Source organism: Clostridium sp. Cult3 (genome assembly GCF_021655115.1).
Lineage (GTDB): Bacteria > Bacillota > Clostridia > Tissierellales > Tepidimicrobiaceae > PPXY01.
Window position 1 is genome coordinate 1 of sequence record NZ_PPXY01000057.1, and the last position, 20,990, is coordinate 20,990.

General features: G+C 32.5%; 39 protein-coding genes and 1 tRNA gene. 33 read left to right on the forward strand and 7 right to left on the reverse strand.

The window, feature by feature from the left end; all coding sequences use genetic code 11:
* Window positions 1–308: 308 nt before the first annotated feature.
* From C3E88_RS10520 to C3E88_RS10535, 4 genes are all read left to right on the forward strand, one after another.
* A complete protein-coding gene (locus tag C3E88_RS10520) occupies window positions 309–491 on the forward strand; it encodes an aspartyl-phosphate phosphatase Spo0E family protein (RefSeq protein ID WP_236910140.1) in 183 nt (60 codons plus the stop codon).
* A gap of 285 nt (window positions 492–776) precedes the next feature.
* Entirely contained in the window at window positions 777–1,649 is an 873-nt protein-coding gene (locus C3E88_RS10525) for a DegV family protein (protein WP_236910141.1), read from the forward strand.
* Between the two features lie 96 nt (window positions 1,650–1,745).
* Complete coding sequence (locus C3E88_RS10530) at window positions 1,746–2,282, forward strand: GNAT family N-acetyltransferase (RefSeq protein ID WP_236910142.1); 537 nt, start codon at window positions 1,746–1,748, stop codon at window positions 2,280–2,282.
* Window positions 2,283–2,339: 57 nt separating this feature from the next.
* Window positions 2,340–2,415, forward strand: a tRNA-Lys gene (locus tag C3E88_RS10535).
* Window positions 2,416–2,487: 72 nt separating this feature from the next.
* Here the strand turns inward: C3E88_RS10535 and C3E88_RS10540 are convergent.
* From C3E88_RS10540 to C3E88_RS10555, 4 genes are read right to left on the reverse strand one after another with little or no spacing between them, the layout of a single operon-like run.
* A complete protein-coding gene (locus C3E88_RS10540) occupies window positions 2,488–3,627 on the reverse strand; it encodes a tyrosine-type recombinase/integrase (protein ID WP_236910143.1) in 1,140 nt (379 codons plus the stop codon).
* A 13-nt stretch (window positions 3,628–3,640) separates the two neighbouring features.
* Window positions 3,641–4,087 (reverse strand): ImmA/IrrE family metallo-endopeptidase, encoded by a 447-nt coding sequence (locus C3E88_RS10545; protein WP_236910144.1) that lies wholly within the window; start codon window positions 4,085–4,087, stop codon window positions 3,641–3,643.
* Between the two features lie 35 nt (window positions 4,088–4,122).
* Window positions 4,123–5,826 carry an FtsK/SpoIIIE domain-containing protein gene (locus C3E88_RS10550; RefSeq protein ID WP_236910145.1) on the reverse strand — a complete coding sequence of 568 codons (1,704 nt, stop codon included), beginning with the start codon at window positions 5,824–5,826 and terminating at the stop codon, window positions 4,123–4,125.
* An 11-nt stretch (window positions 5,827–5,837) separates the two neighbouring features.
* A complete protein-coding gene (locus C3E88_RS10555) occupies window positions 5,838–6,242 on the reverse strand; it encodes a helix-turn-helix domain-containing protein (protein ID WP_236910146.1) in 405 nt (134 codons plus the stop codon).
* Window positions 6,243–6,408: 166 nt separating this feature from the next.
* Here C3E88_RS10555 and C3E88_RS10560 point away from each other — a divergent pair, with 166 nt between their 5' ends.
* A complete protein-coding gene (locus C3E88_RS10560; protein WP_236910147.1) occupies window positions 6,409–6,633 on the forward strand; it encodes a helix-turn-helix transcriptional regulator in 225 nt (74 codons plus the stop codon).
* A gap of 162 nt (window positions 6,634–6,795) precedes the next feature.
* Here the strand turns inward: C3E88_RS10560 and C3E88_RS10565 are convergent, their stop codons facing one another.
* Both C3E88_RS10565 and C3E88_RS10570 read right to left on the reverse strand, forming a co-directional pair.
* Window positions 6,796–7,095: a hypothetical protein gene (locus tag C3E88_RS10565; RefSeq protein ID WP_236910148.1), complete on the reverse strand. Its 300-nt coding sequence runs from the start codon at window positions 7,093–7,095 to the stop codon at window positions 6,796–6,798.
* A 254-nt stretch (window positions 7,096–7,349) separates the two neighbouring features.
* Window positions 7,350–7,565, reverse strand: a complete 216-nt coding sequence (locus C3E88_RS10570) for a hypothetical protein (protein WP_236910149.1) — start codon at window positions 7,563–7,565, stop codon at window positions 7,350–7,352.
* Window positions 7,566–7,634: 69 nt separating this feature from the next.
* Between C3E88_RS10570 and C3E88_RS10575 the strand changes: the two genes are divergently transcribed.
* From C3E88_RS10575 to C3E88_RS10710, 28 genes are all read left to right on the forward strand, one after another.
* On the forward strand, window positions 7,635–7,835 hold the full coding sequence (locus C3E88_RS10575; RefSeq protein ID WP_236910150.1) for a helix-turn-helix domain-containing protein: 201 nt from the start codon (window positions 7,635–7,637) through the stop codon (window positions 7,833–7,835).
* Between the two features lie 2 nt (window positions 7,836–7,837).
* Window positions 7,838–8,077 carry a helix-turn-helix domain-containing protein gene (locus C3E88_RS10580; RefSeq protein WP_236910151.1) on the forward strand — a complete coding sequence of 80 codons (240 nt, stop codon included), beginning with the start codon at window positions 7,838–7,840 and terminating at the stop codon, window positions 8,075–8,077.
* Window positions 8,078–8,311, forward strand: coding sequence for a hypothetical protein (locus C3E88_RS10585; protein ID WP_236910152.1), 234 nt, complete (start codon window positions 8,078–8,080; stop codon window positions 8,309–8,311). It abuts the gene before it with no gap.
* A complete protein-coding gene (locus tag C3E88_RS10590) occupies window positions 8,304–8,459 on the forward strand; it encodes a hypothetical protein (RefSeq protein ID WP_236910153.1) in 156 nt (51 codons plus the stop codon). The genes C3E88_RS10585 and C3E88_RS10590 overlap by 8 nt, the downstream gene beginning before the upstream one ends.
* On the forward strand, window positions 8,449–8,721 hold the full coding sequence (locus tag C3E88_RS10595) for a sigma factor-like helix-turn-helix DNA-binding protein (protein ID WP_236910154.1): 273 nt from the start codon (window positions 8,449–8,451) through the stop codon (window positions 8,719–8,721). The genes C3E88_RS10590 and C3E88_RS10595 overlap by 11 nt, the downstream gene beginning before the upstream one ends.
* Before the next feature lie 59 nt (window positions 8,722–8,780).
* Entirely contained in the window at window positions 8,781–9,206 is a 426-nt protein-coding gene (locus tag C3E88_RS10600) for a hypothetical protein (RefSeq protein WP_236910155.1), read from the forward strand.
* On the forward strand, window positions 9,207–9,758 hold the full coding sequence (locus C3E88_RS10605; RefSeq protein WP_236910156.1) for a host-nuclease inhibitor Gam family protein: 552 nt from the start codon (window positions 9,207–9,209) through the stop codon (window positions 9,756–9,758).
* A 2-nt stretch (window positions 9,759–9,760) separates the two neighbouring features.
* Window positions 9,761–10,558: an exodeoxyribonuclease X C-terminal domain-containing protein gene (locus C3E88_RS10610; RefSeq protein WP_236910157.1), complete on the forward strand. Its 798-nt coding sequence runs from the start codon at window positions 9,761–9,763 to the stop codon at window positions 10,556–10,558.
* Between the two features lie 50 nt (window positions 10,559–10,608).
* Window positions 10,609–11,436 (forward strand): Lin1244/Lin1753 domain-containing protein, encoded by an 828-nt coding sequence (locus C3E88_RS10615; RefSeq protein ID WP_236910158.1) that lies wholly within the window; start codon window positions 10,609–10,611, stop codon window positions 11,434–11,436.
* Entirely contained in the window at window positions 11,369–12,214 is an 846-nt protein-coding gene (locus C3E88_RS10620) for an ATP-binding protein (protein WP_236910159.1), read from the forward strand. The genes C3E88_RS10615 and C3E88_RS10620 overlap by 68 nt, the downstream gene beginning before the upstream one ends.
* A 204-nt stretch (window positions 12,215–12,418) precedes the next feature.
* Window positions 12,419–12,589: a hypothetical protein gene (locus C3E88_RS10625; RefSeq protein WP_236910160.1), complete on the forward strand. Its 171-nt coding sequence runs from the start codon at window positions 12,419–12,421 to the stop codon at window positions 12,587–12,589.
* A 94-nt stretch (window positions 12,590–12,683) separates the two neighbouring features.
* The gene (locus C3E88_RS10630; RefSeq protein WP_236910161.1) at window positions 12,684–13,043 is read left to right on the forward strand and encodes a RusA family crossover junction endodeoxyribonuclease; all 360 of its coding nucleotides are present in this window, start codon (window positions 12,684–12,686) and stop codon (window positions 13,041–13,043) included.
* Window position 13,044: 1 nt separating this feature from the next.
* Window positions 13,045–13,254: a hypothetical protein gene (locus tag C3E88_RS10635; RefSeq protein ID WP_236910162.1), complete on the forward strand. Its 210-nt coding sequence runs from the start codon at window positions 13,045–13,047 to the stop codon at window positions 13,252–13,254.
* A gap of 75 nt (window positions 13,255–13,329) precedes the next feature.
* Window positions 13,330–13,500: a hypothetical protein gene (locus C3E88_RS10640; protein WP_236910163.1), complete on the forward strand. Its 171-nt coding sequence runs from the start codon at window positions 13,330–13,332 to the stop codon at window positions 13,498–13,500.
* Complete coding sequence (locus tag C3E88_RS10645; RefSeq protein ID WP_236910164.1) at window positions 13,497–13,649, forward strand: hypothetical protein; 153 nt, start codon at window positions 13,497–13,499, stop codon at window positions 13,647–13,649. Before C3E88_RS10640 ends, C3E88_RS10645 begins: the two co-directional genes overlap by 4 nt.
* Window positions 13,643–13,819 (forward strand): hypothetical protein, encoded by a 177-nt coding sequence (locus C3E88_RS10650; RefSeq protein ID WP_236910165.1) that lies wholly within the window; start codon window positions 13,643–13,645, stop codon window positions 13,817–13,819. The genes C3E88_RS10645 and C3E88_RS10650 overlap by 7 nt, the downstream gene beginning before the upstream one ends.
* A gap of 11 nt (window positions 13,820–13,830) precedes the next feature.
* Complete coding sequence (locus C3E88_RS10655) at window positions 13,831–14,022, forward strand: hypothetical protein (RefSeq protein WP_236910166.1); 192 nt, start codon at window positions 13,831–13,833, stop codon at window positions 14,020–14,022.
* Window positions 14,023–14,065: 43 nt separating this feature from the next.
* Window positions 14,066–14,251: a hypothetical protein gene (locus C3E88_RS10660; RefSeq protein WP_236910167.1), complete on the forward strand. Its 186-nt coding sequence runs from the start codon at window positions 14,066–14,068 to the stop codon at window positions 14,249–14,251.
* 2 nt (window positions 14,252–14,253) lie between these two features.
* Window positions 14,254–14,508 (forward strand): hypothetical protein, encoded by a 255-nt coding sequence (locus C3E88_RS10665; protein WP_236910168.1) that lies wholly within the window; start codon window positions 14,254–14,256, stop codon window positions 14,506–14,508.
* Window positions 14,509–14,622: 114 nt separating this feature from the next.
* The gene (locus C3E88_RS10670; protein WP_236910169.1) at window positions 14,623–15,267 is read left to right on the forward strand and encodes a putative HNHc nuclease; all 645 of its coding nucleotides are present in this window, start codon (window positions 14,623–14,625) and stop codon (window positions 15,265–15,267) included.
* A complete protein-coding gene (locus tag C3E88_RS10675) occupies window positions 15,268–15,699 on the forward strand; it encodes a sigma factor-like helix-turn-helix DNA-binding protein (RefSeq protein WP_236910170.1) in 432 nt (143 codons plus the stop codon).
* Window positions 15,700–15,929: 230 nt separating this feature from the next.
* Complete coding sequence (locus tag C3E88_RS10680; protein WP_236910171.1) at window positions 15,930–16,091, forward strand: hypothetical protein; 162 nt, start codon at window positions 15,930–15,932, stop codon at window positions 16,089–16,091.
* Window positions 16,088–16,261, forward strand: a complete 174-nt coding sequence (locus C3E88_RS10685) for a hypothetical protein (protein ID WP_236910172.1) — start codon at window positions 16,088–16,090, stop codon at window positions 16,259–16,261. The genes C3E88_RS10680 and C3E88_RS10685 overlap by 4 nt, the downstream gene beginning before the upstream one ends.
* Window positions 16,262–16,339: 78 nt before the next feature.
* Window positions 16,340–18,226 (forward strand): NACHT domain-containing protein, encoded by a 1,887-nt coding sequence (locus C3E88_RS10690; RefSeq protein WP_236910173.1) that lies wholly within the window; start codon window positions 16,340–16,342, stop codon window positions 18,224–18,226.
* Between the two features lie 117 nt (window positions 18,227–18,343).
* On the forward strand, window positions 18,344–18,799 hold the full coding sequence (locus C3E88_RS10695; protein WP_236910174.1) for a terminase small subunit: 456 nt from the start codon (window positions 18,344–18,346) through the stop codon (window positions 18,797–18,799).
* Window positions 18,800–18,803: 4 nt separating this feature from the next.
* A complete protein-coding gene (locus C3E88_RS10700; RefSeq protein ID WP_236910175.1) occupies window positions 18,804–20,180 on the forward strand; it encodes a terminase in 1,377 nt (458 codons plus the stop codon).
* The gene (locus C3E88_RS10705; RefSeq protein ID WP_236910176.1) at window positions 20,181–20,393 is read left to right on the forward strand and encodes a hypothetical protein; all 213 of its coding nucleotides are present in this window, start codon (window positions 20,181–20,183) and stop codon (window positions 20,391–20,393) included.
* Window positions 20,386–20,580, forward strand: coding sequence for a hypothetical protein (locus tag C3E88_RS10710; protein WP_236910177.1), 195 nt, complete (start codon window positions 20,386–20,388; stop codon window positions 20,578–20,580). The genes C3E88_RS10705 and C3E88_RS10710 overlap by 8 nt, the downstream gene beginning before the upstream one ends.
* On the opposite strand, the gene C3E88_RS10715 is transcribed toward C3E88_RS10710, so the two are convergent.
* On the reverse strand, window positions 20,575–20,958 hold the full coding sequence (locus C3E88_RS10715) for a DUF2513 domain-containing protein (protein ID WP_236910178.1): 384 nt from the start codon (window positions 20,956–20,958) through the stop codon (window positions 20,575–20,577). The two genes, C3E88_RS10710 and C3E88_RS10715, sit on opposite strands and share 6 nt — an antisense overlap.
* Window positions 20,959–20,990 lie beyond the last annotated feature (32 nt).

Here is a 20,990-nt window from a genome sequence, read left to right on the forward strand (position 1 = left end):
TATTATACATTAAATAAAAGGAATCTATTAATATAGCTTGTAGAATTTTGTATGAAAATTTAATTTAATTGTAATAGTAATTTTTCCAATTATTGATATAATGGTAAAGGAAAAGGTATTTAGGAGGTATAGAATATTATTCAGTTGTTTTATTTATAAATTTTGTGGTAATTAATAAATTAAAGAATGATACTAAACTAATGGATAGTAGATATATTATTTTTGCTATGTAAATTTATTGATAAGTGTTTAACGACCAGCAACTTTAGATCTCCTAAACAATTTTTTATGAAAGGGGAAGGAGTAGGATGGATAACAGCTGTTTATTAGATGAGCTGAAAAGTCAAATAGAGGATAAAAGAAGAAAGCTGAACCAACTGATCCTTAGAAATGCAAACAAGGAAGATATTTTGAAATTTAGTGTGGAACTGGATAAGCTTATTGATAAATATTATATTTTTGAGTTAAATAAAAACAGGGCAGATCATTAAAGAAATCTGCACTGTTTTTATGCTTGTTTTATTCATTGCTATAGCATCAGATCCTATAATATAGGATCAAAAGCCCGATTATTGCAATAACGATAGCCAGCATCCAATATAATGTTTTTTTACGTACAAAGAAAAACTTCAATAAAACCACCTCGCATTAATCCTGGTAGTATAATCTATTTAAATGAGTAATAATATATACCAGCATTTTGATTTTACAGTTTCATTTGTTTCAAAATAGTGATATATTATATATAAGCGATAGGTAAAGGAGGAGAGGATCTAATGACTGTTAAAATTTTAAGTGATAGTGCCTGTGATTTACCTGATGAAATAATAGAAGAACTTGATATAGAAATATTACCAATAATAGTTATGAAAGGCGAAGAAGAATATTTAGATAAGGTTACTATTGATCCTAAAAAGATGTATGACGATATGCGAAATGGGATAGTATATAAAACAGCACAAATACCACCTAAAGTTTTTGAAGAGAAGTTCGAGGAGATAGCTAAAAAGGGAGAGTCTACTATCTACATAGCTTTTTCATCGGGACTCTCTGGGACTTATCAAACATCGGTGTTGGTGAGAGATTCTCTAAAGGAGAAATATCCAGATATGGATATAGATATTGTAGACTCTAGATCTGCATCGGTTGGATTTGGCCTATTAGTTCATAAAGCTGGAAAAATGGCTAAGGAAGGTAAAAGTAAAGAAGAGATATTAAGCATGTTAGAATTTTATGTAAAGCACATTGAACATATATTTACCGTAGACAATATAGAATATCTATTTAGAGGAGGTAGGGTTACTAGAACTCAAGCCTTTGTAGGAGGACTTTTAAATATTAAACCTATATTGGATATCCCAGAGGATGGTACTTTGCAACCAAGGGAAAAGGTAAGGGGTAGAAAAAAGGTATTAAATAGGATGATCGAGATAATGGAAGAACGAGGAGGCAATGCAGATTTAAAAAATCAAACTATCGGAATTAACCATGGAGATGATCTAGAGGGAGCATTGCAGCTAAAGAAAATGATAGAGGAAAAGTATGGTTGCACTGATTTTGTCATAAATATAATAGGCTGTGCCATAGGAGCTCACTCAGGGCCAGGCACTTTATCCGTATTCTTTTTAAATGAAAAATATGATAAATAATAAAAATCCAGGTAATCACCTGGATTTTTATATTGACAATAAAAATTTCTATGATATAGTAATGAAAATATTATATCGTTTAAAGGGATGATTATATTGTTGGAAGGCAAACTAGTAAGGCTTAGGGAATATAAACAATCCGATGTAGAATTGGCCTATAAATATATGAATGATCCAGAGGTTTTAATAAATTTAATTAATGGCATACCCTATCCCATGACCTTAGAAAAGGAACAGGAGTGGTTTGACAGTCAAATTAAGAACAAGGATACCTATAGCTTTGCAATAGAATCTTTAGAAGACGGGATATATATTGGAGGTTGTGGAGTCAACTGGTATGATTGGAAAAACGGTACTGCAGAGGTAGGCATATTTATTGGCAATCAACAATTTAGAGGAAAAGGATATGGTACCGATGCTATGAAGATACTCATAGATTTTGTATTTAATCAAACTAATATAAATAGAATACAGCTTTCTACCTATAGTTTTAATGAACGTGCTTATAAATCCTATCTGAAATGTGGCTTCAAAGAAGAGGGTAGATTAAGACAAAGGATATTTAGGAATGGTGAATATCATGATGAAATACTGATGGGACTATTGAGGGAAGAATATCATAAATTTTTTTGAAAAAGGTATGGACAAATCCAATCAATAGTAGTATAATAGTTAATGTTGATTGGATATGCACCTTTAGCTCAGATGGTAGAGCAATTGACTCTTAATCAATGGGCCCAGGGTTCGAGTCCCTGAAGGTGCACCAGTTAAATACAAACTTGCAGAGTTTTATACTTTGCAAGTTTTTTATTTTCACCCCCACCTTACCCCCACCGACTTATTTTAGGTTATCAAAAAGGTGCGAAGTCTTATCTATAGCTTTTCTTTTTTGCTTAATTAACACATGGGTGTATAGATCTGATGTAAGTTTCATAGAAGAGTGGCCAAGAAGTTCTTGCAATTCTTTCATATCCATTCCAGCTTCCAATCCCCTGGTAGCAAATGTGTGCCTTAATTCATGAGGACTTAATATTGGCAAATCATTATCTTTTAATACTCTTTCCAGACTCCTGGAGAATGTTCTAAAGGCTACAGGAGCACCAAAGGTATTGCAAAATACCAAATTATCTGGATTGTAATCTTTGCCTACTTGTAACTTTATTTTATTTTGTTCTATTTTATGTTTTCTAATTCTATCCATTATTACAGGCAATACTGGAATTACTCTATTGCTAGTATCAGTTTTAGGGGTAGTAAACAATTCTCCCTTAGCTCTAGATAATGCTTTATCTATTGTTATGGTATATTCTTCAAAGTCTATATTATCCCAAGTAAGGCCTAAGAGTTCTCCAACCCTCATCCCTGTAGATATTAATACAAGGAAAGCAACTTCATACATATGACCATCAATTGCATTTAAAAATTTTATCTGTTCTTTTTCTGTGAATACTTTCTTTTTTTGCGGTGGTTTCCCCTTAGGGAGGTCTATATATTCGCAAGGATTATCATAAATTAATTTGTTTATTTTAGCTCTTTTCATGGCCATATTAAATACAGTTCTAGTATATTTAATATTTCTATCAGATAGATCCTTCATTTTATTAAATGTAGCTTGAACCTGCTCAGGTCTCAAATCCTTTAAACAAATATGGCCAAGATGTGGAATGATGTATAATTCTAATTGCCTTTTGTAACTATTATACGTTGTGGCAGATACAGAGGCTTTCTTATAATCTCTTAGCCATATATAAATCCATTCTTTTACTGTTATTTTTGATGGTTCTATATGAGTATTTGTATTTACTTGATTTAAAACTTGATTTAGTTTTTTAGACACTTCTCCTCTAGACTTGCCATAAATAGATTTTCTAATTCTCTTTCCATCAGCATCGACACCTAATGAATATCTAGCTTCCCAAGTGCCATCTTTTCTTTGGCGGATACTTCCTTCTCCTTGTCCTCTTACTTTTTTAGACATAGCATTCTCCTTTCTATACAAAATACTTCAGACTTTCTTCTGATACATATAAGGCTTTTGAAACTTGTTCTATTGTATATCCTTCAAAATCAATATCATCTATTTTAATGTTTAACAAACGTAAAGCAAAATAATGGGCTTGTTTTTCCAATTTACCTTTGTTTAGAAGATTTTTATTAAATGCAGCAGTATAAATTTCTGTATGTAGTAGAGCATGTCCTAATTCATGAGCTAATACGAACTTTTCATATTGATAAGGAAGATCATCCCTGATAAAAACAGTTTCTTCATCAAAATAATTTCTTTGATATAAGGCTTCAAAGCCTTGCAGTAAAATATTATCCTTATTTAATTTTACTACTTTAATGTCCAGAATATCGTATATCTCAAATATATTCCTAGAATTACAATGTTCAATTGTCCCAGCAATATATTTATCTAACCAATCGTAGCTATCCATAGCATCACCTCACAAGAATTCCTTTGATTTTGGAACTAATTTTTTTGTTTATTTAATAATTTATTTGTTATCCATGAACCAAGTTTAAATGAAACGAATGTGATAAAAAATAGCACCGGAAAGCCAACAGCGGGGTTTTCAATTTTTACTATTGTGAAGTTTGCAATTATTAATAGTATTACAAATGATATAAATGTCCTAAAAATTTTACTTTTTTTATGCAGTTTATAATTATTGTAGTAATCGTACTTATTTTTACTTTCTATATCATAATGAGAGTTAAAATCCATATTTATTAACTTCATTAAGTCATCCTTATTAATCAATACTTTTCTAGGTTTACTACCTTCAAAACTTCCTACGATACCTCTAATTTCCATTTCATCGATTAATCTGGCTGCTCTAGCATAGTCAATTTTAAATTTTCTCTGTAGCAGTGAAATTGAAGCTTGTTCCTCTTCTATTACTAAACTAATAGCATCCATTAACAATTCATCTGTATCATGTAAAAAGTTATTTGCCACATAATCATTGTAATTATAATGATAATTATCTATGCTTTGTTCTTTAAAAGGGCGGGTTATGTTTCTAATATCTTCTTCATCTATAAAAGCACTTTGGATTCGTATAGGTTTTAATTCATTTATAGGATAAAATAGCATATCTCCTTTCCCAAATAGTTTTTCTGCACCTGTCGTATTTATAGCTAATCTTGAATCAGATTGCGAAAACACCCTAAAGGCTATTCTAGATGGAAAATTGTTTTTAAATGTATTGGCTATATTAGGGATTTGAGTAGTTGCTATTAAATAGATTCCGGTAGCTCTGCCCATTTGGGTCAGCTTATCTATGTAAGCTTTTGCTTCGTCTATATTTAATTCAGCCAACTCATCAATAATAATAACTATATCAGGAATTATTTCATCTTCGTTATCTTTAAATTTTCCATTATAGGAATCTATATCCCTTACATTATTTTTAGCAAATAATTCGTATCTTCTTTCCATTTCAGCAACAGTCCAATTTAAGGCAGAAATAGCTTTTTGAAGGTCCGTTATTGCTGGAAGTAACAATTGAGGGGCTCCATTATATATGCTAAACTCAACTATCTTAGGATCTATTAGTAATAATTTTACGTTCTGGTGCGAAGATTTGTATAAAATGCCAGCTATTAATGTATGTAAAAACATGCTCTTACCAGTTCCAGTAGCCCCTGTAATAAGGAGATGAGGCATTTCATCTATAGTTGTTACTAATATTTTTCCAAGAGCTGTTTTACCTAATATTAGAGGTATCCTAGAATTAATGTTTTTATATTCAGCAGAGTTTAATATTTCTTGGAAAGAAACTGTATTTTTAGAATCCCCATCTGGATTAGAACCTAAAGATAAGGCTATCATTTTAATTAGTACATCTCTGTCCCAAAGTTCTACATTGCTAGTTTTAGCTAATTCAACGGCATTAGGAGTAAAATAGTTGGTTGTAACTACCATACACTTATTGGCCTGATAATAATTCTTTGCACCAACAACCTCTTGGATAGCAGAAATTCCTACTGTGTTGCTATATCTTTTAGCTTGTACTACCGTTCTCTCTGCCCCCTTTGCAATTACCAAGTCGGCTCCATAGTCATTTGAAGCTGGGGTAGATTCGACCTCATATCCCAAGTTTTTAAAAAGGTTAAACAGATAATTTTCAAACTCTTCGCCAGATAAGCCATCTATGTATAGTTCGTCCATAACAATCCCCCCTATTTCTTATACTTATAACTAAGTATCCTTAATTGATTAAGTAATTCATTAGCAAAATCTACAACCTCATCATCATCCATCTTGTTTACATCAAACCCACCAAATCCCATAATTACGTTTTGTTCTAAGATAAATTTCATAGCTTCTTCAGGGGTTTCAAATTCTACTGGTAGTTCTGGTTTTTCTTCAGCATTACGTTGGTCGGTCCTGCCTAGGAGGTAGTCAACACTTGTATTAAAAAATTCTGCCAACTTCATAAGTTTTTCATAGTCGGGTTGTTTACCTTTGGTCTCATAACCTGCTATTGTTGCTCTTCCGACACCTAAAATATCAGCAATATCTTGTTGCGTAAATCCTTTTTCCTCTCTCAATGATTTTAATCTTTTGCCAAATACCATAAACATCACCCCTTTTAGATATAATTATATAACAAATGTGTCTAAAGTAAACAATAAGTGTCTATAATGAACAAAAACAGCAAAGGCCAAAAAATAATAGTTGACATTGTGCCTAAAGGGAACTATAATATAAGTATATAGTTTCAATTAGACACTGGAAGGAGGTAGTAAAGTGAGGAGTAAATTAAGAGATATTAGATTAAAAAACAATTTAACCCATGAAGAAATAGCTAAAAGAGTAGGGATTAATAGAGCTACGTATACAAATATAGAGTTGGGACACAAAAATCCATCTCTTGATGTTGCTATAAAGATAAAAAAAGTACTTGATTATAATTATGATGATATTTTTTTAGTTACAGAGTGTCGAAAAGACACTAAAATACTAACAAAATAACCATATATATTATCTCAGATTTATATAGACAAAAAAAGAAGTAAATAATGGAATGAGCTCCGTGGGATGGAAAAAGAGGTCAATAGGGAAATGAATAAAATTAGGTTGCAAAACAATAAAGAAAATGATGCACCAGTCAAAGACTAATACATCATCATATAATCAAACAACGGAAATTGACTTGATAGCCGAAGTAAAGTATAAAGTTTTATCGGGTCCATCACCAATAGAAAACATATCATGAGAGAGAAGGAATCCACCAATTCCTAGTCTTTCATCGGTAGTGGCTAGAGCAGAACCATTATCTTCATAATCTCCCTGGAGATTCCCTATATACTTTTGCTGAAGGTAAAAGATGTTTTCGGAAGGTTCGTTGGTTCTGAGTGCATTATTGACACCCACCAAGACAGTATCGGGGTAGATCTCAATTTTTTCGCCATCAAGCATGTTAATTACAATCATAAAACAACACCCCCTTTCTTAGGTAGATTTTACCATAGAGGATAATAAATAAAAAGGAGAGAGACAAGTGAAAGAGAATCTACAGTATGTTGAAAAAAGAGACGCAGAATTAATAAACCTAATACTGGATTTTGCTATTAAAAATCATATGTCAATGCAATAGATAGATAGTTGCATAGATAAATTTGAAAAGGTTTATTATTCTGATGGAATTATAATAAGGGAGCAGGCTGAAGGGTAAGTTCAGCCTGATACTAGCCGGTATGACATTCTCTGCTGCACCAAAAGCATCCATCAAAAGTTTTAAAAGGATGTTCAGCTTTAGCCCTAACAATAGCATCTTTACAGTTAGCAAAGTATCCAATGTATTCCCTGTTGTATGGATAGGGTTGATGAGAACAATCTTTAGTATGAACCTCGTGCAACCCTTTTTCATCTGTGTTTTTATTAAAGTAATAGTGCTTGTACATTAACTCACCTCTACTATATATAGTATTTGTTTAAATACATTATACCAAATACAGGAAAGGAGTCAATAAATGGTAGGCGAAAGAATAAGAAAACTTAGAAAAGAAAGAAATTTTTCACTTAGGGAAATGGCTGAGAAATCAGGAATATCATCATTTAGTTATCTGGCAAATATTGAAAGAGGAATAGTTGAAGATCCAGGAATTAAAACAATCATAAAAATAGCTAAGGGGCTAGATGTAAGTATTGATTATTTAGTGAAGGGGGAATAAAAATGTCTACTAAAAAAACATATAAAACCTTAGAAGATTTACCTTTGTTTATGAGTGTAAAGGACCTAGCAGATGTACTCCAATTATCAGAACCAAAAGCAAGGGAAATTGCTTATAGTGATGGGTTTCCAATAATGGATAGGAACTTAACAGGGAGAAGGATAGTAATTCCTAAGATGGCATTTTTAAATTGGGCAGAACAGAATATGGTATTTGATTATAGGAACAAGGAGGTAATCTAAATGGACTACAAACCAAAGCAAATAGCAAAAGCCGACAGCATGGTAGGAACTAAACAAAAAGTCTACTATCCTTGGGAGCAGAAATCAATTGAAAGAGTAATCAGGAAAGATGAGAAAGGCTACTACATCAATTACAAAGGGAAAAGAAAAGGTTGCAGACCACAACTCAATAGTTTTGGTGAAGTGATAGGGTTTGAAGCATTGAAGTACGACGGGAGGTGGCAAGGTGATTAGGTTTGTAGAAAGAATAGTATTTAGTGGAGTAGATGGACGAGTGTTGTTACCTTTATTGATAGTTTTAGTATTCGTAATAATCGGACAAGCAGAGGAGTTTATTGAAGAAGTAAAGGATGTATGGAAGGAGGGAGAGAATGCAAACTGAAACAGCTTTTGACTTAAGGTACAACGTAGCAGCAATGTACATTGCAATACTCCGAGATGATATAGCAACACCAGAGCAGGCTTTTGCAGTTATAGAGGATTCAGTGCATAAATTGACTGATAAAGATACTGTAGACATGATAAATATGAGGATAGGAGGAATGTCTTATAAGGAGATCGCTGAAATATATGGGATATCAGACTCAAGTGTTATTAGAAGGATAAAAAGATATAAAAAAAAGACCTCTCAGACTGCCATCTGAAAAGGTCAGCATAAAAAATACTATTAAATCAATTATACCATATCGGAAGGAGAATGAAAATGAGTAGACGTAGACATAGTAGTTTCAAATTGAGGTGGAGCAGATACTATCAGTTTTTATTAGAAGGGCAAGTATTTTTTCTAAAATTGAAAGCTTATACAAATAGAAATGAAGGTTTAAAAGAGTGGGAGCTTATCACAGAACAGACATATAAAGACGCAATGAAAAAAGGACACCAAGATAATCTAGTAGTTGTAGAAGAAGAGATAGCAATTACACCAGTGCAGCCATTGACATTAATCTTTAATGAAATATATCAGATTGATGAAAGCGATATGAGAAAAGCGGTTATGGAAGGCCAGGAATCGGTCAGGGAACTTAGGAAGTATACAGAAATTCCAAAAGGGCTAGAATATAAGATTTTTAAAAGGGTTATGGATCTACAATTAAAAGATCTAAGAGAAGAATATAAGGAGGCTATGTAGATGGAAAATATTATGCTAGATTTGATAGATGAATTTTTAGATATTCAAGAAGAGGAAACATGGAAGGTAGAGGATGATCTAGGTGCCGATTGGTGCCTAGATAAGATCAGGGAATCAAAAGCAGAGTACAATAGGTTTGAAATGGTAGCAAAGGCCAAAATACAACAAATAGAACATGCTTTAAGAAAAGAAAAAGAAAAGATGGAAAATGAGGTAAGTTTCTTTGAAAGCAAACTTAGAGAATATTTTGAAACAGTCAAATCAGAAGAAACTAAAACTTTAAAGAAATACAAGTTACCAAGTGGAGAATTAAGAATGAAAAAATCTCAATTAACCTTTAATTATGATAAGAAAAAGCTACTAGAAGTAGCTGAAATAGATGGTAATATGAATGACTATATAAAGGTCAAAAGGGACTTTGACTGGACTAATTTTAAGAAGAATTTAAAGATAGAAGGCAATAGCATTATTAACAAAGAAACAGGCGAAATAATTGAAATAGAAGGCTTGGGAATAAAAGAAAAACCAGAAGAATTTAGTGTGGAGGTGTAAATATGAATAATAATCAAATAGTAGTTCAAGAAAATCCAATGATGATAATAGATGGGATTAAACTGGATAGGGTCCAGCAGTCAATGGAGAAAATTCAAGACTTTCAAAAAGTTATTCAGAACACATTAGTAGAAGGCCATGACTATGGTCAAGCCTTCTATGGGGCTTCTAAACCAAGTCTACTCAAACCTGGTGCAGAGAAGATATTGATGTTGTTAGGGCTATCTAGTGAATATGAAATTATTGAGAAGATTCAGGATTACGACGATGGATTTTTTGCTTACACTGTTAGATGTATTTTGAAAAAGAACGGGCAAGTTATAACCGAAGGATTAGGACATTGTAATAGCAAAGAAAAGAAGTATGAGGGCGATAAGCAGGACAAATACATGTTAGGCAATACCTGCTTGAAAATGGCAAAGAAAAGGGCCCAAGTTGATGCAGCTTTAACTGTTGGAAGTCTATCGGATATATTCACTCAAGACCTAGAAGATATGGCCCAATTTAATCAATCAGAAAGACTGGAAACAATGAATCCAGATGATGCAGAGAACATGAAAATTAACTTTGGCAAATATAAAGGAAGAACAATCAAGGAAATATATGCAGCAGATGAAGGTTATGTTAAGTGGCTTTCGGAGAAGGCAAAGGATCCAGCAGTAAAGAAAGCGGCAGAGATGGTTTTGAAAGGTGACAGTCAAATAGAAGGGCAGACTTCAATAGATAATATAGATGCAGCTATAGATGAGACTGTAAACGAATCAGAATTACCATGGAATGATGAGAATGTACCATTTTAGGCTAAGGGGTATTATTCCCCTTGGTCCTTTAATAGGAGGTAGGTGGAAATATGGCAAGACCTCAAAAGGTAGGGGTAGATTACTTTCCTTTGGACGTTGACATAGATCAAGATGATAAAGTAGCAATCATTGAAGCACAACATGGCATCATTGGTTTTGGCATTATCGTCAAATTATTAATGCATATCTATAAAAACAGTTACTACTATGAGTGGACTGAAAAGGAACAAATACTGTTCTCCAGAAGAGTTAATGTTGACATTAATCAAGTAAATGTAATCATTAATGATTGTGTAAAGTGGGGTTTGTTTGATGAAAAATTGTTCAAAGAGTTTAAAATACTTACTTCTAGGGGTGTACAAAAACGATATTTTGAGATAGTTAAGCGTAGACAGAGGGTTGAAGTAGCAAAAGAGTTCCTTTTATTAGATAATGTTGACATTAATTCATATAGTAACCTAGTTATTGTTAGCATTAATGAAGAAGTAGAAGGGGTTAATGTTGACATTAATCCCCAAAGTAAAGTAAAGGAAAGTAAAGAATATAGTAGTAGTAATATAGAGCCAGTGGAAGAAAAAAATCAAAATGATATTTCGTTAATTGCAAATGAATTCGAACAAAATGGATTTGGAACTATTAACTTTGCTGTAAAAGAAATGATTATAGATTTACTTAATGAATATTCGACTGAATGGATCCAGGAAGCAATAAAAGTTGCAGTAAAAAATAATAAAAGAAAGTTAAGCTATGTAGAAGGAATACTCCAAAATTGGAGAAGGGATGGCGGAATGAAATTAGGAGGCGGATCTAGTGGAACAAATAAGAGAGATAATGGGGAAGACCTTGGGCAGTACGGAGACATTGGGATCACAATCTAATATTAAAACATGTTCTGAGTGTGGTGGTAAAAAAGAATTAATTATAAATATAGCTGGTATAGAGAAAAAAGTACCTTGTTTATGTCATTGTGAAAGTGCTGAATATAAAAGGCTGCAAGAAATAGAAGAGCAAAAACAGAAGATGCTAAGGCTAGAAAAACTAAGAAGCCACTCATTAATGGGAAAACAGTTCGAAAGTTGCACGTTTGAGAATTTTCAAATGAACAATCAAAACAAAGGAATGTATAAGCTAGGGAGAAATTATTGTGAGAACTGGCAAGAGATGAAAGAAAACAATATGGGGCTACTTCTATATGGCCCTCCTGGAACAGGTAAAACATTTTTAGCATTTTGTATAGCAAACGAATTATTAAACGATATGGTACCAGTCATAGCAATAAGCTCCATAGGATTACTTAATAGAATCAAAGAAACTTACAACACTTGGGGTAGAGATGGAGAAGTAGAAATAATAAATAACCTTAAAAATGCTAATTTGTTGGTCCTGGATGATCTTGGGGCAGAGAATAATACATCTTGGGCCAAAGAAAAAATATACGAAATCATTGATTCAAGGTACAGGGATAAGAAACCTTGTATTATCACAACAAATTTAGATAGGGAAGGACTAAAACGCAAATTAACAGGTAATGATGGTGTGCATAGGACATATGACAGAATAATAGAAATGTGCTACCCAGTAGAGGTAAAAGGAAGGTCTAGGAGAGCAGATGCAGCTAGAGGTAAAGAGGATATAATAAGAAAGTTGATTGAATAAAGGGTACTATGTACAGGGAATTTAGGAGGGATAAAATTGAAACTTTGCCATAAGTGTAATAGCAGGATGGTAGAGGTAAAATTAGTGAATCTAATCGGGCGGACATACAAGGCATTGGTCTGTACGTATTGTGGGAGGCTCTATAGCAAAGATAGGGCCTTTAAAGGAAAAACAGAGCTAAGAGCAGGATAGGGGAGGATTAGAATGTCAAAGGCATGTATAGACTGTGAAAAGAGACATCCTGGATGTCACGATAAATGCGAAGTATATACAAAATACAGCCAGGAAAGGGAGAAGATCAGACGAGAGAAGCAGAATCAATTTGTTTACAAAGATTATATTTCAAATAGATTGTGGCATGAGAAAAGGAGTTGATATTGGATGAGGAGATGGAAACTATGGCAAAAGCTAATTAAAGGGACATTGTTAAAGGAATATATAATTTTAAACATCCTAAGGGGCTGATAATATGACAGAAGCAACAATAGTTATTCCAGGAGAGCTACCTACATTGAATGAGATCATAGATTCATCAAAACTTCATTACATGAATTATAGAGATATGAAAAAAGAATACACAGAAATGGTGGCTTGGTTAGCAAAAGGGAAAGGCCCTTTTGAAAAAATAGATCTAGATATCACCTGGATCTGCAAGGATAAGAGAAAAGATAAAGACAATATTGCAACAGGGATAAAGTTTATACTTGATGGTCTAGTTATGGCAGGGACAATTGAAAATGATGGATGGAAGCAGGTAAATAGCTTTAGGCATAATTTCAAGGTAGACAAGCATAATCCTAGGGTGGAAGTGAAGATTAGGGAGGTATAGAATGGCAATTCGAATCCATAGAGATAAGAATTTACTAGCCAGTATGGGAAAAAAGAAACGCTTAGTCAGGGTTTTAGCTATAACTGAAACAGGAGCTATAGCACAATATGAGCTTATAGATGAACCTGGTGTAGTATATATGCCTTTAATTGATAATGGGAAAAACCTTGAACATTTTGAAATAGTAGGGGAACAGATGAGTTTATTCTAAAGGAGGAAGAAAGTTGAAAGAAAGCCTAATAAACAGAAAAACTTATAAAAAGTAAAAAAGATGGATAGGCAAGAGATGGAAAGGTTTCTAGCAACTATATACTCAGAAGGGTTTCAGGATGGCATTGAAGCAGGAGATAATGCAGATTTTAAAATAAAGCTAGTAGAGATATTAAATGAGACCAAAGGGGTAGGCCCTAAAATTTTTGATAATGTAATGCAAACCGCAAAGGAGATGGGAATATGAAATGTGAAGAAGAAGTTGCTGGATATTGTGCAAAGAAAGTTAAATATAAAAAATATGCAGAGATCCTTGGGTGTAATAAATGTTGCCTGAGATGCAAAAGAAAATGTGATGAAGTTTGTGAGAAAGCTTTGGAGGGAGATAAATGTTAGCAATCGAGTATTGTGCTAGGGCTATAATTCAACACCTAAACGGAGATATTAAATTATTTCAGAGTTATAGAGATAAAGCTATAGAGCTATATGAAAAAGAGAATTCAGTTCCTATAGAAGAACTAATACCAGCAAAGATAAGAGAAAAATTATATGAGATGGTGAGCTAGGAGGGGCAGCTATGGAGATAAATAAACAATACAGTAAATCAAAAAAACAAAGCCTTAAAAATGAAATGATATGCTACATAGACGAAATAATAGATACAGCTGAAAAGATGAATAGCTTAGATTTCTTCAATATAGAAATAAAGAATCATGGTGGACAATTAAATGTTGAGTATAAGCTGAAGAACAGGAAAAAGGTGTATTAAGACGCAGTTTGTTATTTATGTGAAATAAGAAAGGGGAATAAAAATGAAATGTATAAACTGTATTCATTATAAAGAAAATCCTGAATTTGATTATTACGATAATCCTACTTGGTATGCAGAATGCGAAAAAGAAAGAGAAGATATATTTGAAAGTGATTTAGAGGGAGTATATCAAGACGCGTGGGGATATGGGGTAAACTGTAGTGATTATGTAAAGAAAGGGGATTAAGAATGAAAGCTATTTGTGAAAATTGCAGGTATTTAGGGGCTATTATAGACAGAGATGATTTAGTGTGTAGCAAAACTAAACATTTTGAAAGCAGAAACTTAAATGATACTTGTGACAATTATGTACAAGAAGTATGTGAAAGTTGCGGAAGTGATGATATAGATTTTCATAGATTGAGCCCAGAAGATAATCCATATGTAGTTAGAACAGAATATAGTTGCAATTCATGTAAAAGATTTTGGTATAAAGATATTTGATGAACATAACAAGTAAAACATACAATTAAATAAGTCCTACCATACCTAGATGGCGGACACTAGATTGACCTTAACAGGTTGATTTGGTGTCTTTTTTATTGAGGAGGGGAAATTATGCAATACTTCTCACAGATTACAGGGATCAGAGAAACAGAAAAAGGAACGGACCTAATGCTCCATATACCAGGAGAGCAGGTCCAGAAGAAGATAATTAAATACAGAAATGGGTCCAGGATAGATGCAGAAATAAAAATAAATGATGGAAGGACCATAACACCTGACCAGAGAAAGAAAATATTTGCAACCATAAGAGATATAGCAGAATATACAGGAGATCACCCAGAGGGATTAAGGGCATGGCTATTATATCAATACTGTGCAGAAACAGGGGAAATGCCATTCTCTTTAAGTAACTGTAGTATAAGCCAAGCAAGAGAATTTATAACTTTCATTATAGATTTTATATTGAAGGAAGACATTCCACTATCAGATGCAGCTTTATCCAGGACTGACGATATAGATAGGTACCTTTGGGGATGTATTAAATATAAGAGATGTGCCATATGTGGTAAAAGCCCTAGCGACCTACATCATTGGGATGCCATAGGAGCAGGAAGGGACAGGAGGACGATAGATGATAATAAATTAAGAAAGATACAACTATGTAGAGAACATCACACAGAAGCCCATACGATAGGTAGGAACAGCTTTGAGAAGAAATATCATGTGTATGGGGTTATTTATAGGGAGGAAGAGTAAATGGATACTATAAAATCATATAAGGATCTATGTAGTGAAATTGAGATATGGAAGGAAAGATTAAAGACATACGAGATCCAGATAGAAGCTATTAGAAAATTAGCTAAGCTAGATGGGCCTAAAGATATTACTGGGATAGATTATACGCAGCCATACGTAGATGGTACAAACCAAATAGGGTTTGAGGAGGCACTAGAGATGCTACACAAAATAGAAAACCATATATACCTTCATCAACAGGCCATAGCAAATATGGAGAAATCGAAAAAGAAAATAGAGGAAAACATAAAAAAACTAGAGGGATTAGACAAAAGGGTAGTGTATATGAGAGACATAGAAGGAATGACACTTGCAGATATAGCTGAAGAATTAGGATATTCATACCAATACATTAAAGAAGTATCAGCTAGAAATAAAACTACCTACCAATAACATACTGACAAGCAATTATTGCCATGGTAATATGATAAATGAGGACAGTTGTATAAAGGATATATCAAAAATTGGTTGTTGGAATCCCACTTACCCCATAGGTGGGATTTTTACTTGACAAAATTAAATATTACTTGATATATAGAAAGGTTTGCTTTTATCCCCCTTTGGCAGGCCTTTCTTTTTTTATACTCGTTATTATTAAAAATTACTCGTTAAAGGTGATAAATATGATAAAAGTTAAATGTAAATATTGTGATTACAAATTAGAAAAGCATAGATGGGAACATATTGTTTATACAATTAGAAAAGAGGGCGGCCATGTAGGCAAGAATATTTGTCCTGGATGTAAAAAAGAAGGATTAAGGCTGGACTGGGGGAAAGAGGAATGACTATAGGAGAATATTTGAGAAAAAATGATATAGATACATATAGAAAATTGAAGGCTATAGGTAGAAGGCAGCAGAAGAAAATTAAACTTGGAGATAGGCCTGAGAAATTGATGCAGCGTGATTCATATAAAAGGCAAGGAAGAAGGGTAAGACAAGTGAAGTGGGGATAATGTCGAAACATGCGACAAATTTATAGAGGATTTTCTCCTTTCTTGTAGAAGTAGATAGGAGAGGGAGGGGGAAAAGCTGTGTTAGAAGAAAATAATATTAATACAATATCAAAAGATGTGATTGTAGAATTAGCTAAGGAATTATCAATGAGCATCTATAATAAAGTTAAAGAATATTGTAAGGATATTAAATATAAGGAACAAGTAGATTTTAGAGATGCTTATGAAACTTATTTGAAAGCTTCTCTGATAAGTTATAGTAAGGTTAAAACTTTAATATATAGACACGAACCGAAAAATTTATATAGTTTCTATGAATGCGTAGGGGTAAAATGTGGAGAAAAAGAAATTGATACAAAAAATATACATAATATCCTTGATATAGGGAATAAGTTAATAATAACAGGAACAGGTGGTATTGGTAAAACAACTATGTTAAAACATTTCTTCATAAATACAATAAAAGAAACTCGTTTGATTCCAATATTAGTTGAATTGCGCAAACTTAATGATGAGGACTTAAAGGAGATTAGTATTCTAAATACAATATATGATAGTTTACAAAACTTTGGTTTTAAGTTAGAACAAAAGTATTTTGAGTATAGCATGGAAGTGGGGTGTTATTTAATTTTGTTTGATGGATATGATGAATTGAAACAAGAATATACCGAAAAGATAACAAAGGAAATCTCTGATTTATCATGTAAGTTTCCACAGAACTACTACTTATTATCATCTAGACCTTCTGAAGAATTTGTAGGATGGAATGATTTCATTGAAATGAATGCTCTACCTTTAAATAAAGAACAAGCGTTGTCATTAATAAAAAAACTAGAGTTTGATGAAAAAATAAAAAATGTATTTTATAAAGAATTAGAGAATAAACTGTTTGATAAATATAAATCATTTGCTTCTAATCCGCTATTATTAACTATAATGCTTTTGACATTTGACAATAGAGCATCTATTCCTGATAAGTTAAATGATTTTTATGAACAAGCTTTTGCTACCTTATATAATATACATGATGCAAGTAAAGGGGCATATAAAAGAGATATAAGATGTGGACTTGGATATGAAGATTTTAAATTAGTATTTTCTTATGTATGTTTTAAATCATACTTTAATGATGAATATTCATTTACAGAAAAATCAATAAGAGAATATATTGAAGATGCTAAAAATAAATTTAAACCAGACATAATATTTAATGTAGATGATTTTAAGGAGGATTTAATACAGTCTGTATGTATGTTGGTTAAAGAAGGTTTAAATTATAGGTTTTCGCATCGCTCATTTCAAGAATATTTTGCAGCTTTTTATACAACCAAACTTTCAGATAAGGAGCAAGAAATGCTAATTGTTAGATGGCTCAAACAATTATCTTTTTTTGATGACTATAGCTACTTATACATGCTTTATAATTTGCAAAAAGATAGATTTAATCGCAATATAATTTATCCTATATTGTTAGAAATACAAGAAAAAACACAATATAATCATAACTCTGTTTATAAAGAAGTATACGGGAGTGTACGTCTAAGAACGAGAAAAAATAGACATTATGGACATAATAGTGAACGTGAAACTGAATGCAATAATCAAGAACATGAAATATATAATAGCATATCTTTTGAGATAAAAAATCTATTTTTGCATAGAATTATAGATTTTATTTGCAACACTGGTGGATTTAAAAATGAATATACTAATAATAATAAAGCTATAAATATACTTTCTAATGAAACTGAAGGTGAGAAAATGTATGGTAGAAGAAAAGAAGACATAGAAAAAACAATTAGTTTTGAAGAGATTGAAGAAAAGGGTTTGATTAATCAGGTTATTGAATGTGCACCATATATTAGCAAAAGAATTGATTTTTGTAAGGAAACTTTTAGGAAACTAGATAACAATATGGCTACAAAACTAGATGGTAGTTTTAAGGATATTTTAAATCAATTATAACATCCAATAAAAGAGCCATATGATATGATACTTCCAAAGTAGAAAGTCTAATTAATTAAAAATTAGATTATCTACTTGGAGGTATTTTTTTTATGCAAAACTAAGGTAGGTGGTGATATGGAGAATAAGAGAAAATTAACTGAAAAGCAGAAAAGATTTATAGATTACTATGTTGAATTAGGGAATGCAACAGAAGCAGCTAAAAGAGCAGGGTATAGTGAAAGAAGTGCTAAACAAATAGGAAATGAAAACCTTACTAAACTTGACTTTTTTATAAAGGAAAGGCTTAAGGAGCTAGAAGATAAAAGAATAGCAAAAGCGGACGAAGTTTTAAAACATCTTACTGCTGCTATGAGAGGAGAAATAGATGAGGAAGTGGTAGTTACTGAAAATATAGGAGATTTTATGAGTGAAGCCAGAGTGGTCAAGAAACAAATATCAGCAAGAGAGAGAATAAGAGCTGCTGAATTACTTGGAAGAAGATACGCATTATTCACTGATAAGGTAGATATGGATATAGATGCAGGAACAGAAAAACTAGACTCAATCTTAAAGCAGTTAAAGGAAGATTGATATCATGACAGAGCAATTTTTACTATCAGATAAATACAAAGCATTCCTCAAACACGATGCACCAGTAGAATTCCTTGAAGGGACCACGTTCGCTGGAAAAACCACTGTAGGAATAGTAAAATTTATGCTAAAAGTAGCAGATAGTCCTAAAAAATTGCATGTATTATCAGGGCTAGATTTAGGAACTATAGAGAAAAATATAATAAATAAGGAACTGGGCATAATTGATATATTTGGGAACTTGGTAGAGTATAATGCATCAGGTAAAGGACAACACTCACTACCGCATATAACCTATCAAACTTCCCAGGGGACAAAGATAATTTATGTTTTAGGATATGACAATAAGACCAGATGGAAGAAGGCCCTAGGTGGCCAATATGGATGTGTATACATTGACGAAATAAACATAGCAGATATGGATTATGTAAGGGAAATATCCATGAGGTGTGATTATCTTCTTGGAACTCTTAATCCAGATGACCCTAGCTTACCGATATACAAAGAATATATAAACTGTAGCAGACCACTGCCTGAATATAAAAATGATGCTCCAACAGAATTAAATAACATGCTAGATGAAGAACCAAAGCCTGGATGGGTACATTGGTTCTTTTCTTTTGACCATAACCTAGGGTTAACAGAAGAAAAGAAGCAGCAGATCATAACAAATGTACCTAGAGGTACCAAGCTATATAAAAATAAGATACAAGGATTAAGAGGTAGAGCTACAGGATTAATATTTCCTAATTTTAGTAGAAAGAATAACGTAAGATCCATAGATTGGCTTAAAAAGAGAATGGCAGATAGAAAGGACTTGCTTAAGTTTGAAATATTCTCATGCGGTGTAGATACAGCATATTCCCAAGAGAGTCCTGATACTATTTCTTTTATATATCAAGGCATAACTAATAAAGGCCAATTAATTATCCTGGATGAAGAAGTGTATAACAATGCTAATTTAGAGATACCATTGGCACCTTCTGATATTCCTCCAAGGCTAATAGCTTTTTTAGAAAGAAATAGAAAGAAATGGGGCTTTGCTAGAGATGTATTCATAGATAATGCAGACCAAGCTACTATAACAGAGCTTAAGAAATACAAAAGGCAACATGGATGTGCTTATAATTTCCTAAATGCTTATAAGAAAGTTGAAGTAATAGATAGAATTCACTTCATGTTAGGGTGGATTAATGTTAGTGAGACTAAGCCACAGGCTGATTATATAGTACTAGACCATTGTGTTAATCATATAGGAGAAATGGAGTCATACTCATGGAAAGAGGATAAGTACGAGCCAGAGGATAGGAATGACCATACAATTAATGCTAGTCAATATGGATGGATACCATTTAGAAATAAAATAGGAATAGGTGATTAGATGTATGCTATAAGAGATAAAAGGACCAAGAAGTGGTTATGTGGGACTGACTACAGTGAATATCCATATAGACAAAGAATATCACATAATAGGGCATTGACCTTTGAGGATAAGGAAGATGCAGAATGGGAATTCAAAAGGAGAGAATGTAGCAAGGATTTTGAAGTTGTAGAAGTAGAATTAAATGTTATGGGGGGTAATAATTATGAGTAAAAAATTTGAACTTATAGATACTAGAGATAAATTTTCGTTAAAAATAGACGGTAATGAAATACCCTTTATTACTGAGTATACCATTACCGCTAAAGCAGAAAGTAGTATAGTTGAGTTAGGTTTAAAACTTGCAATACCTAATGAAAAAGACATTATTATTGAGTCTGAAAAAGCAAAAGTATTATAATCCCATTTGCGTTTTTATTAAGTTAGAGATTACTTGTGCAGCTACACTACTGATGATGCCAATAGATACTGATGAAAACTTAGATAGAATACCTTTAGTATGTTCCCAAACTTTATTATCACGTATATTATCTAGGAATTGATGACCATTCCAGGTGATTGAATTAATCCTAATCACGGGAATTCCAGGGTTGTCTATATATTCTTTTCGAGTGGCATTAATAAAACCTGCTTCAAGCAATTTATCAGCTGCATAAAGTATTTCATGTTGTGAATAATTGCCGATTTGGACTTCATTAACTTTGATGTAATAACCATATTTAAGGTTTTCTTCAATGTAAAGTAACAAATCTCTAACGCAATCGTGATTAAGTTTCATTTATATTCTCCTTTCTTTAATACTTGGCTTGG

Excerpts from the sequence above, each read along its gene's own strand:
- C3E88_RS10520 (WP_236910140.1), top strand. The coding sequence starts at position 309 with ATGGATAACAGCTGTTTATTAGATGAGCTGAAAAGTCAAATAGAGGAT.
- C3E88_RS10525 (WP_236910141.1), top strand. The coding sequence starts at position 777 with ATGACTGTTAAAATTTTAAGTGATAGTGCCTGTGATTTACCTGATGAA.
- C3E88_RS10540 (WP_236910143.1), bottom strand. The coding sequence starts at position 3,627 with ATGTCTAAAAAAGTAAGAGGACAAGGAGAAGGAAGTATCCGCCAAAGA.
- C3E88_RS10545 (WP_236910144.1), bottom strand. The coding sequence starts at position 4,087 with ATGGATAGCTACGATTGGTTAGATAAATATATTGCTGGGACAATTGAA.
- C3E88_RS10550 (WP_236910145.1), bottom strand. The coding sequence starts at position 5,826 with ATGGACGAACTATACATAGATGGCTTATCTGGCGAAGAGTTTGAAAAT.
- C3E88_RS10555 (WP_236910146.1), bottom strand. The coding sequence starts at position 6,242 with ATGTTTATGGTATTTGGCAAAAGATTAAAATCATTGAGAGAGGAAAAA.
- C3E88_RS10565 (WP_236910148.1), bottom strand. The coding sequence starts at position 7,095 with ATGATTGTAATTAACATGCTTGATGGCGAAAAAATTGAGATCTACCCC.
- C3E88_RS10570 (WP_236910149.1), bottom strand. The coding sequence starts at position 7,565 with ATGTACAAGCACTATTACTTTAATAAAAACACAGATGAAAAAGGGTTG.
- C3E88_RS10575 (WP_236910150.1), top strand. The coding sequence starts at position 7,635 with ATGGTAGGCGAAAGAATAAGAAAACTTAGAAAAGAAAGAAATTTTTCA.
- C3E88_RS10580 (WP_236910151.1), top strand. The coding sequence starts at position 7,838 with ATGTCTACTAAAAAAACATATAAAACCTTAGAAGATTTACCTTTGTTT.
- C3E88_RS10585 (WP_236910152.1), top strand. The coding sequence starts at position 8,078 with ATGGACTACAAACCAAAGCAAATAGCAAAAGCCGACAGCATGGTAGGA.
- C3E88_RS10595 (WP_236910154.1), top strand. The coding sequence starts at position 8,449 with ATGCAAACTGAAACAGCTTTTGACTTAAGGTACAACGTAGCAGCAATG.
- C3E88_RS10600 (WP_236910155.1), top strand. The coding sequence starts at position 8,781 with ATGAGTAGACGTAGACATAGTAGTTTCAAATTGAGGTGGAGCAGATAC.
- C3E88_RS10605 (WP_236910156.1), top strand. The coding sequence starts at position 9,207 with ATGGAAAATATTATGCTAGATTTGATAGATGAATTTTTAGATATTCAA.
- C3E88_RS10610 (WP_236910157.1), top strand. The coding sequence starts at position 9,761 with ATGAATAATAATCAAATAGTAGTTCAAGAAAATCCAATGATGATAATA.
- C3E88_RS10615 (WP_236910158.1), top strand. The coding sequence starts at position 10,609 with ATGGCAAGACCTCAAAAGGTAGGGGTAGATTACTTTCCTTTGGACGTT.
- C3E88_RS10625 (WP_236910160.1), top strand. The coding sequence starts at position 12,419 with ATGTCAAAGGCATGTATAGACTGTGAAAAGAGACATCCTGGATGTCAC.
- C3E88_RS10630 (WP_236910161.1), top strand. The coding sequence starts at position 12,684 with ATGACAGAAGCAACAATAGTTATTCCAGGAGAGCTACCTACATTGAAT.
- C3E88_RS10635 (WP_236910162.1), top strand. The coding sequence starts at position 13,045 with ATGGCAATTCGAATCCATAGAGATAAGAATTTACTAGCCAGTATGGGA.
- C3E88_RS10640 (WP_236910163.1), top strand. The coding sequence starts at position 13,330 with ATGGAAAGGTTTCTAGCAACTATATACTCAGAAGGGTTTCAGGATGGC.
- C3E88_RS10645 (WP_236910164.1), top strand. The coding sequence starts at position 13,497 with ATGAAATGTGAAGAAGAAGTTGCTGGATATTGTGCAAAGAAAGTTAAA.
- C3E88_RS10650 (WP_236910165.1), top strand. The coding sequence starts at position 13,643 with ATGTTAGCAATCGAGTATTGTGCTAGGGCTATAATTCAACACCTAAAC.
- C3E88_RS10655 (WP_236910166.1), top strand. The coding sequence starts at position 13,831 with ATGGAGATAAATAAACAATACAGTAAATCAAAAAAACAAAGCCTTAAA.
- C3E88_RS10660 (WP_236910167.1), top strand. The coding sequence starts at position 14,066 with ATGAAATGTATAAACTGTATTCATTATAAAGAAAATCCTGAATTTGAT.
- C3E88_RS10665 (WP_236910168.1), top strand. The coding sequence starts at position 14,254 with ATGAAAGCTATTTGTGAAAATTGCAGGTATTTAGGGGCTATTATAGAC.
- C3E88_RS10670 (WP_236910169.1), top strand. The coding sequence starts at position 14,623 with ATGCAATACTTCTCACAGATTACAGGGATCAGAGAAACAGAAAAAGGA.
- C3E88_RS10675 (WP_236910170.1), top strand. The coding sequence starts at position 15,268 with ATGGATACTATAAAATCATATAAGGATCTATGTAGTGAAATTGAGATA.
- C3E88_RS10680 (WP_236910171.1), top strand. The coding sequence starts at position 15,930 with ATGATAAAAGTTAAATGTAAATATTGTGATTACAAATTAGAAAAGCAT.
- C3E88_RS10685 (WP_236910172.1), top strand. The coding sequence starts at position 16,088 with ATGACTATAGGAGAATATTTGAGAAAAAATGATATAGATACATATAGA.
- C3E88_RS10695 (WP_236910174.1), top strand. The coding sequence starts at position 18,344 with ATGGAGAATAAGAGAAAATTAACTGAAAAGCAGAAAAGATTTATAGAT.
- C3E88_RS10700 (WP_236910175.1), top strand. The coding sequence starts at position 18,804 with ATGACAGAGCAATTTTTACTATCAGATAAATACAAAGCATTCCTCAAA.
- C3E88_RS10705 (WP_236910176.1), top strand. The coding sequence starts at position 20,181 with ATGTATGCTATAAGAGATAAAAGGACCAAGAAGTGGTTATGTGGGACT.
- C3E88_RS10710 (WP_236910177.1), top strand. The coding sequence starts at position 20,386 with ATGAGTAAAAAATTTGAACTTATAGATACTAGAGATAAATTTTCGTTA.
- C3E88_RS10715 (WP_236910178.1), bottom strand. The coding sequence starts at position 20,958 with ATGAAACTTAATCACGATTGCGTTAGAGATTTGTTACTTTACATTGAA.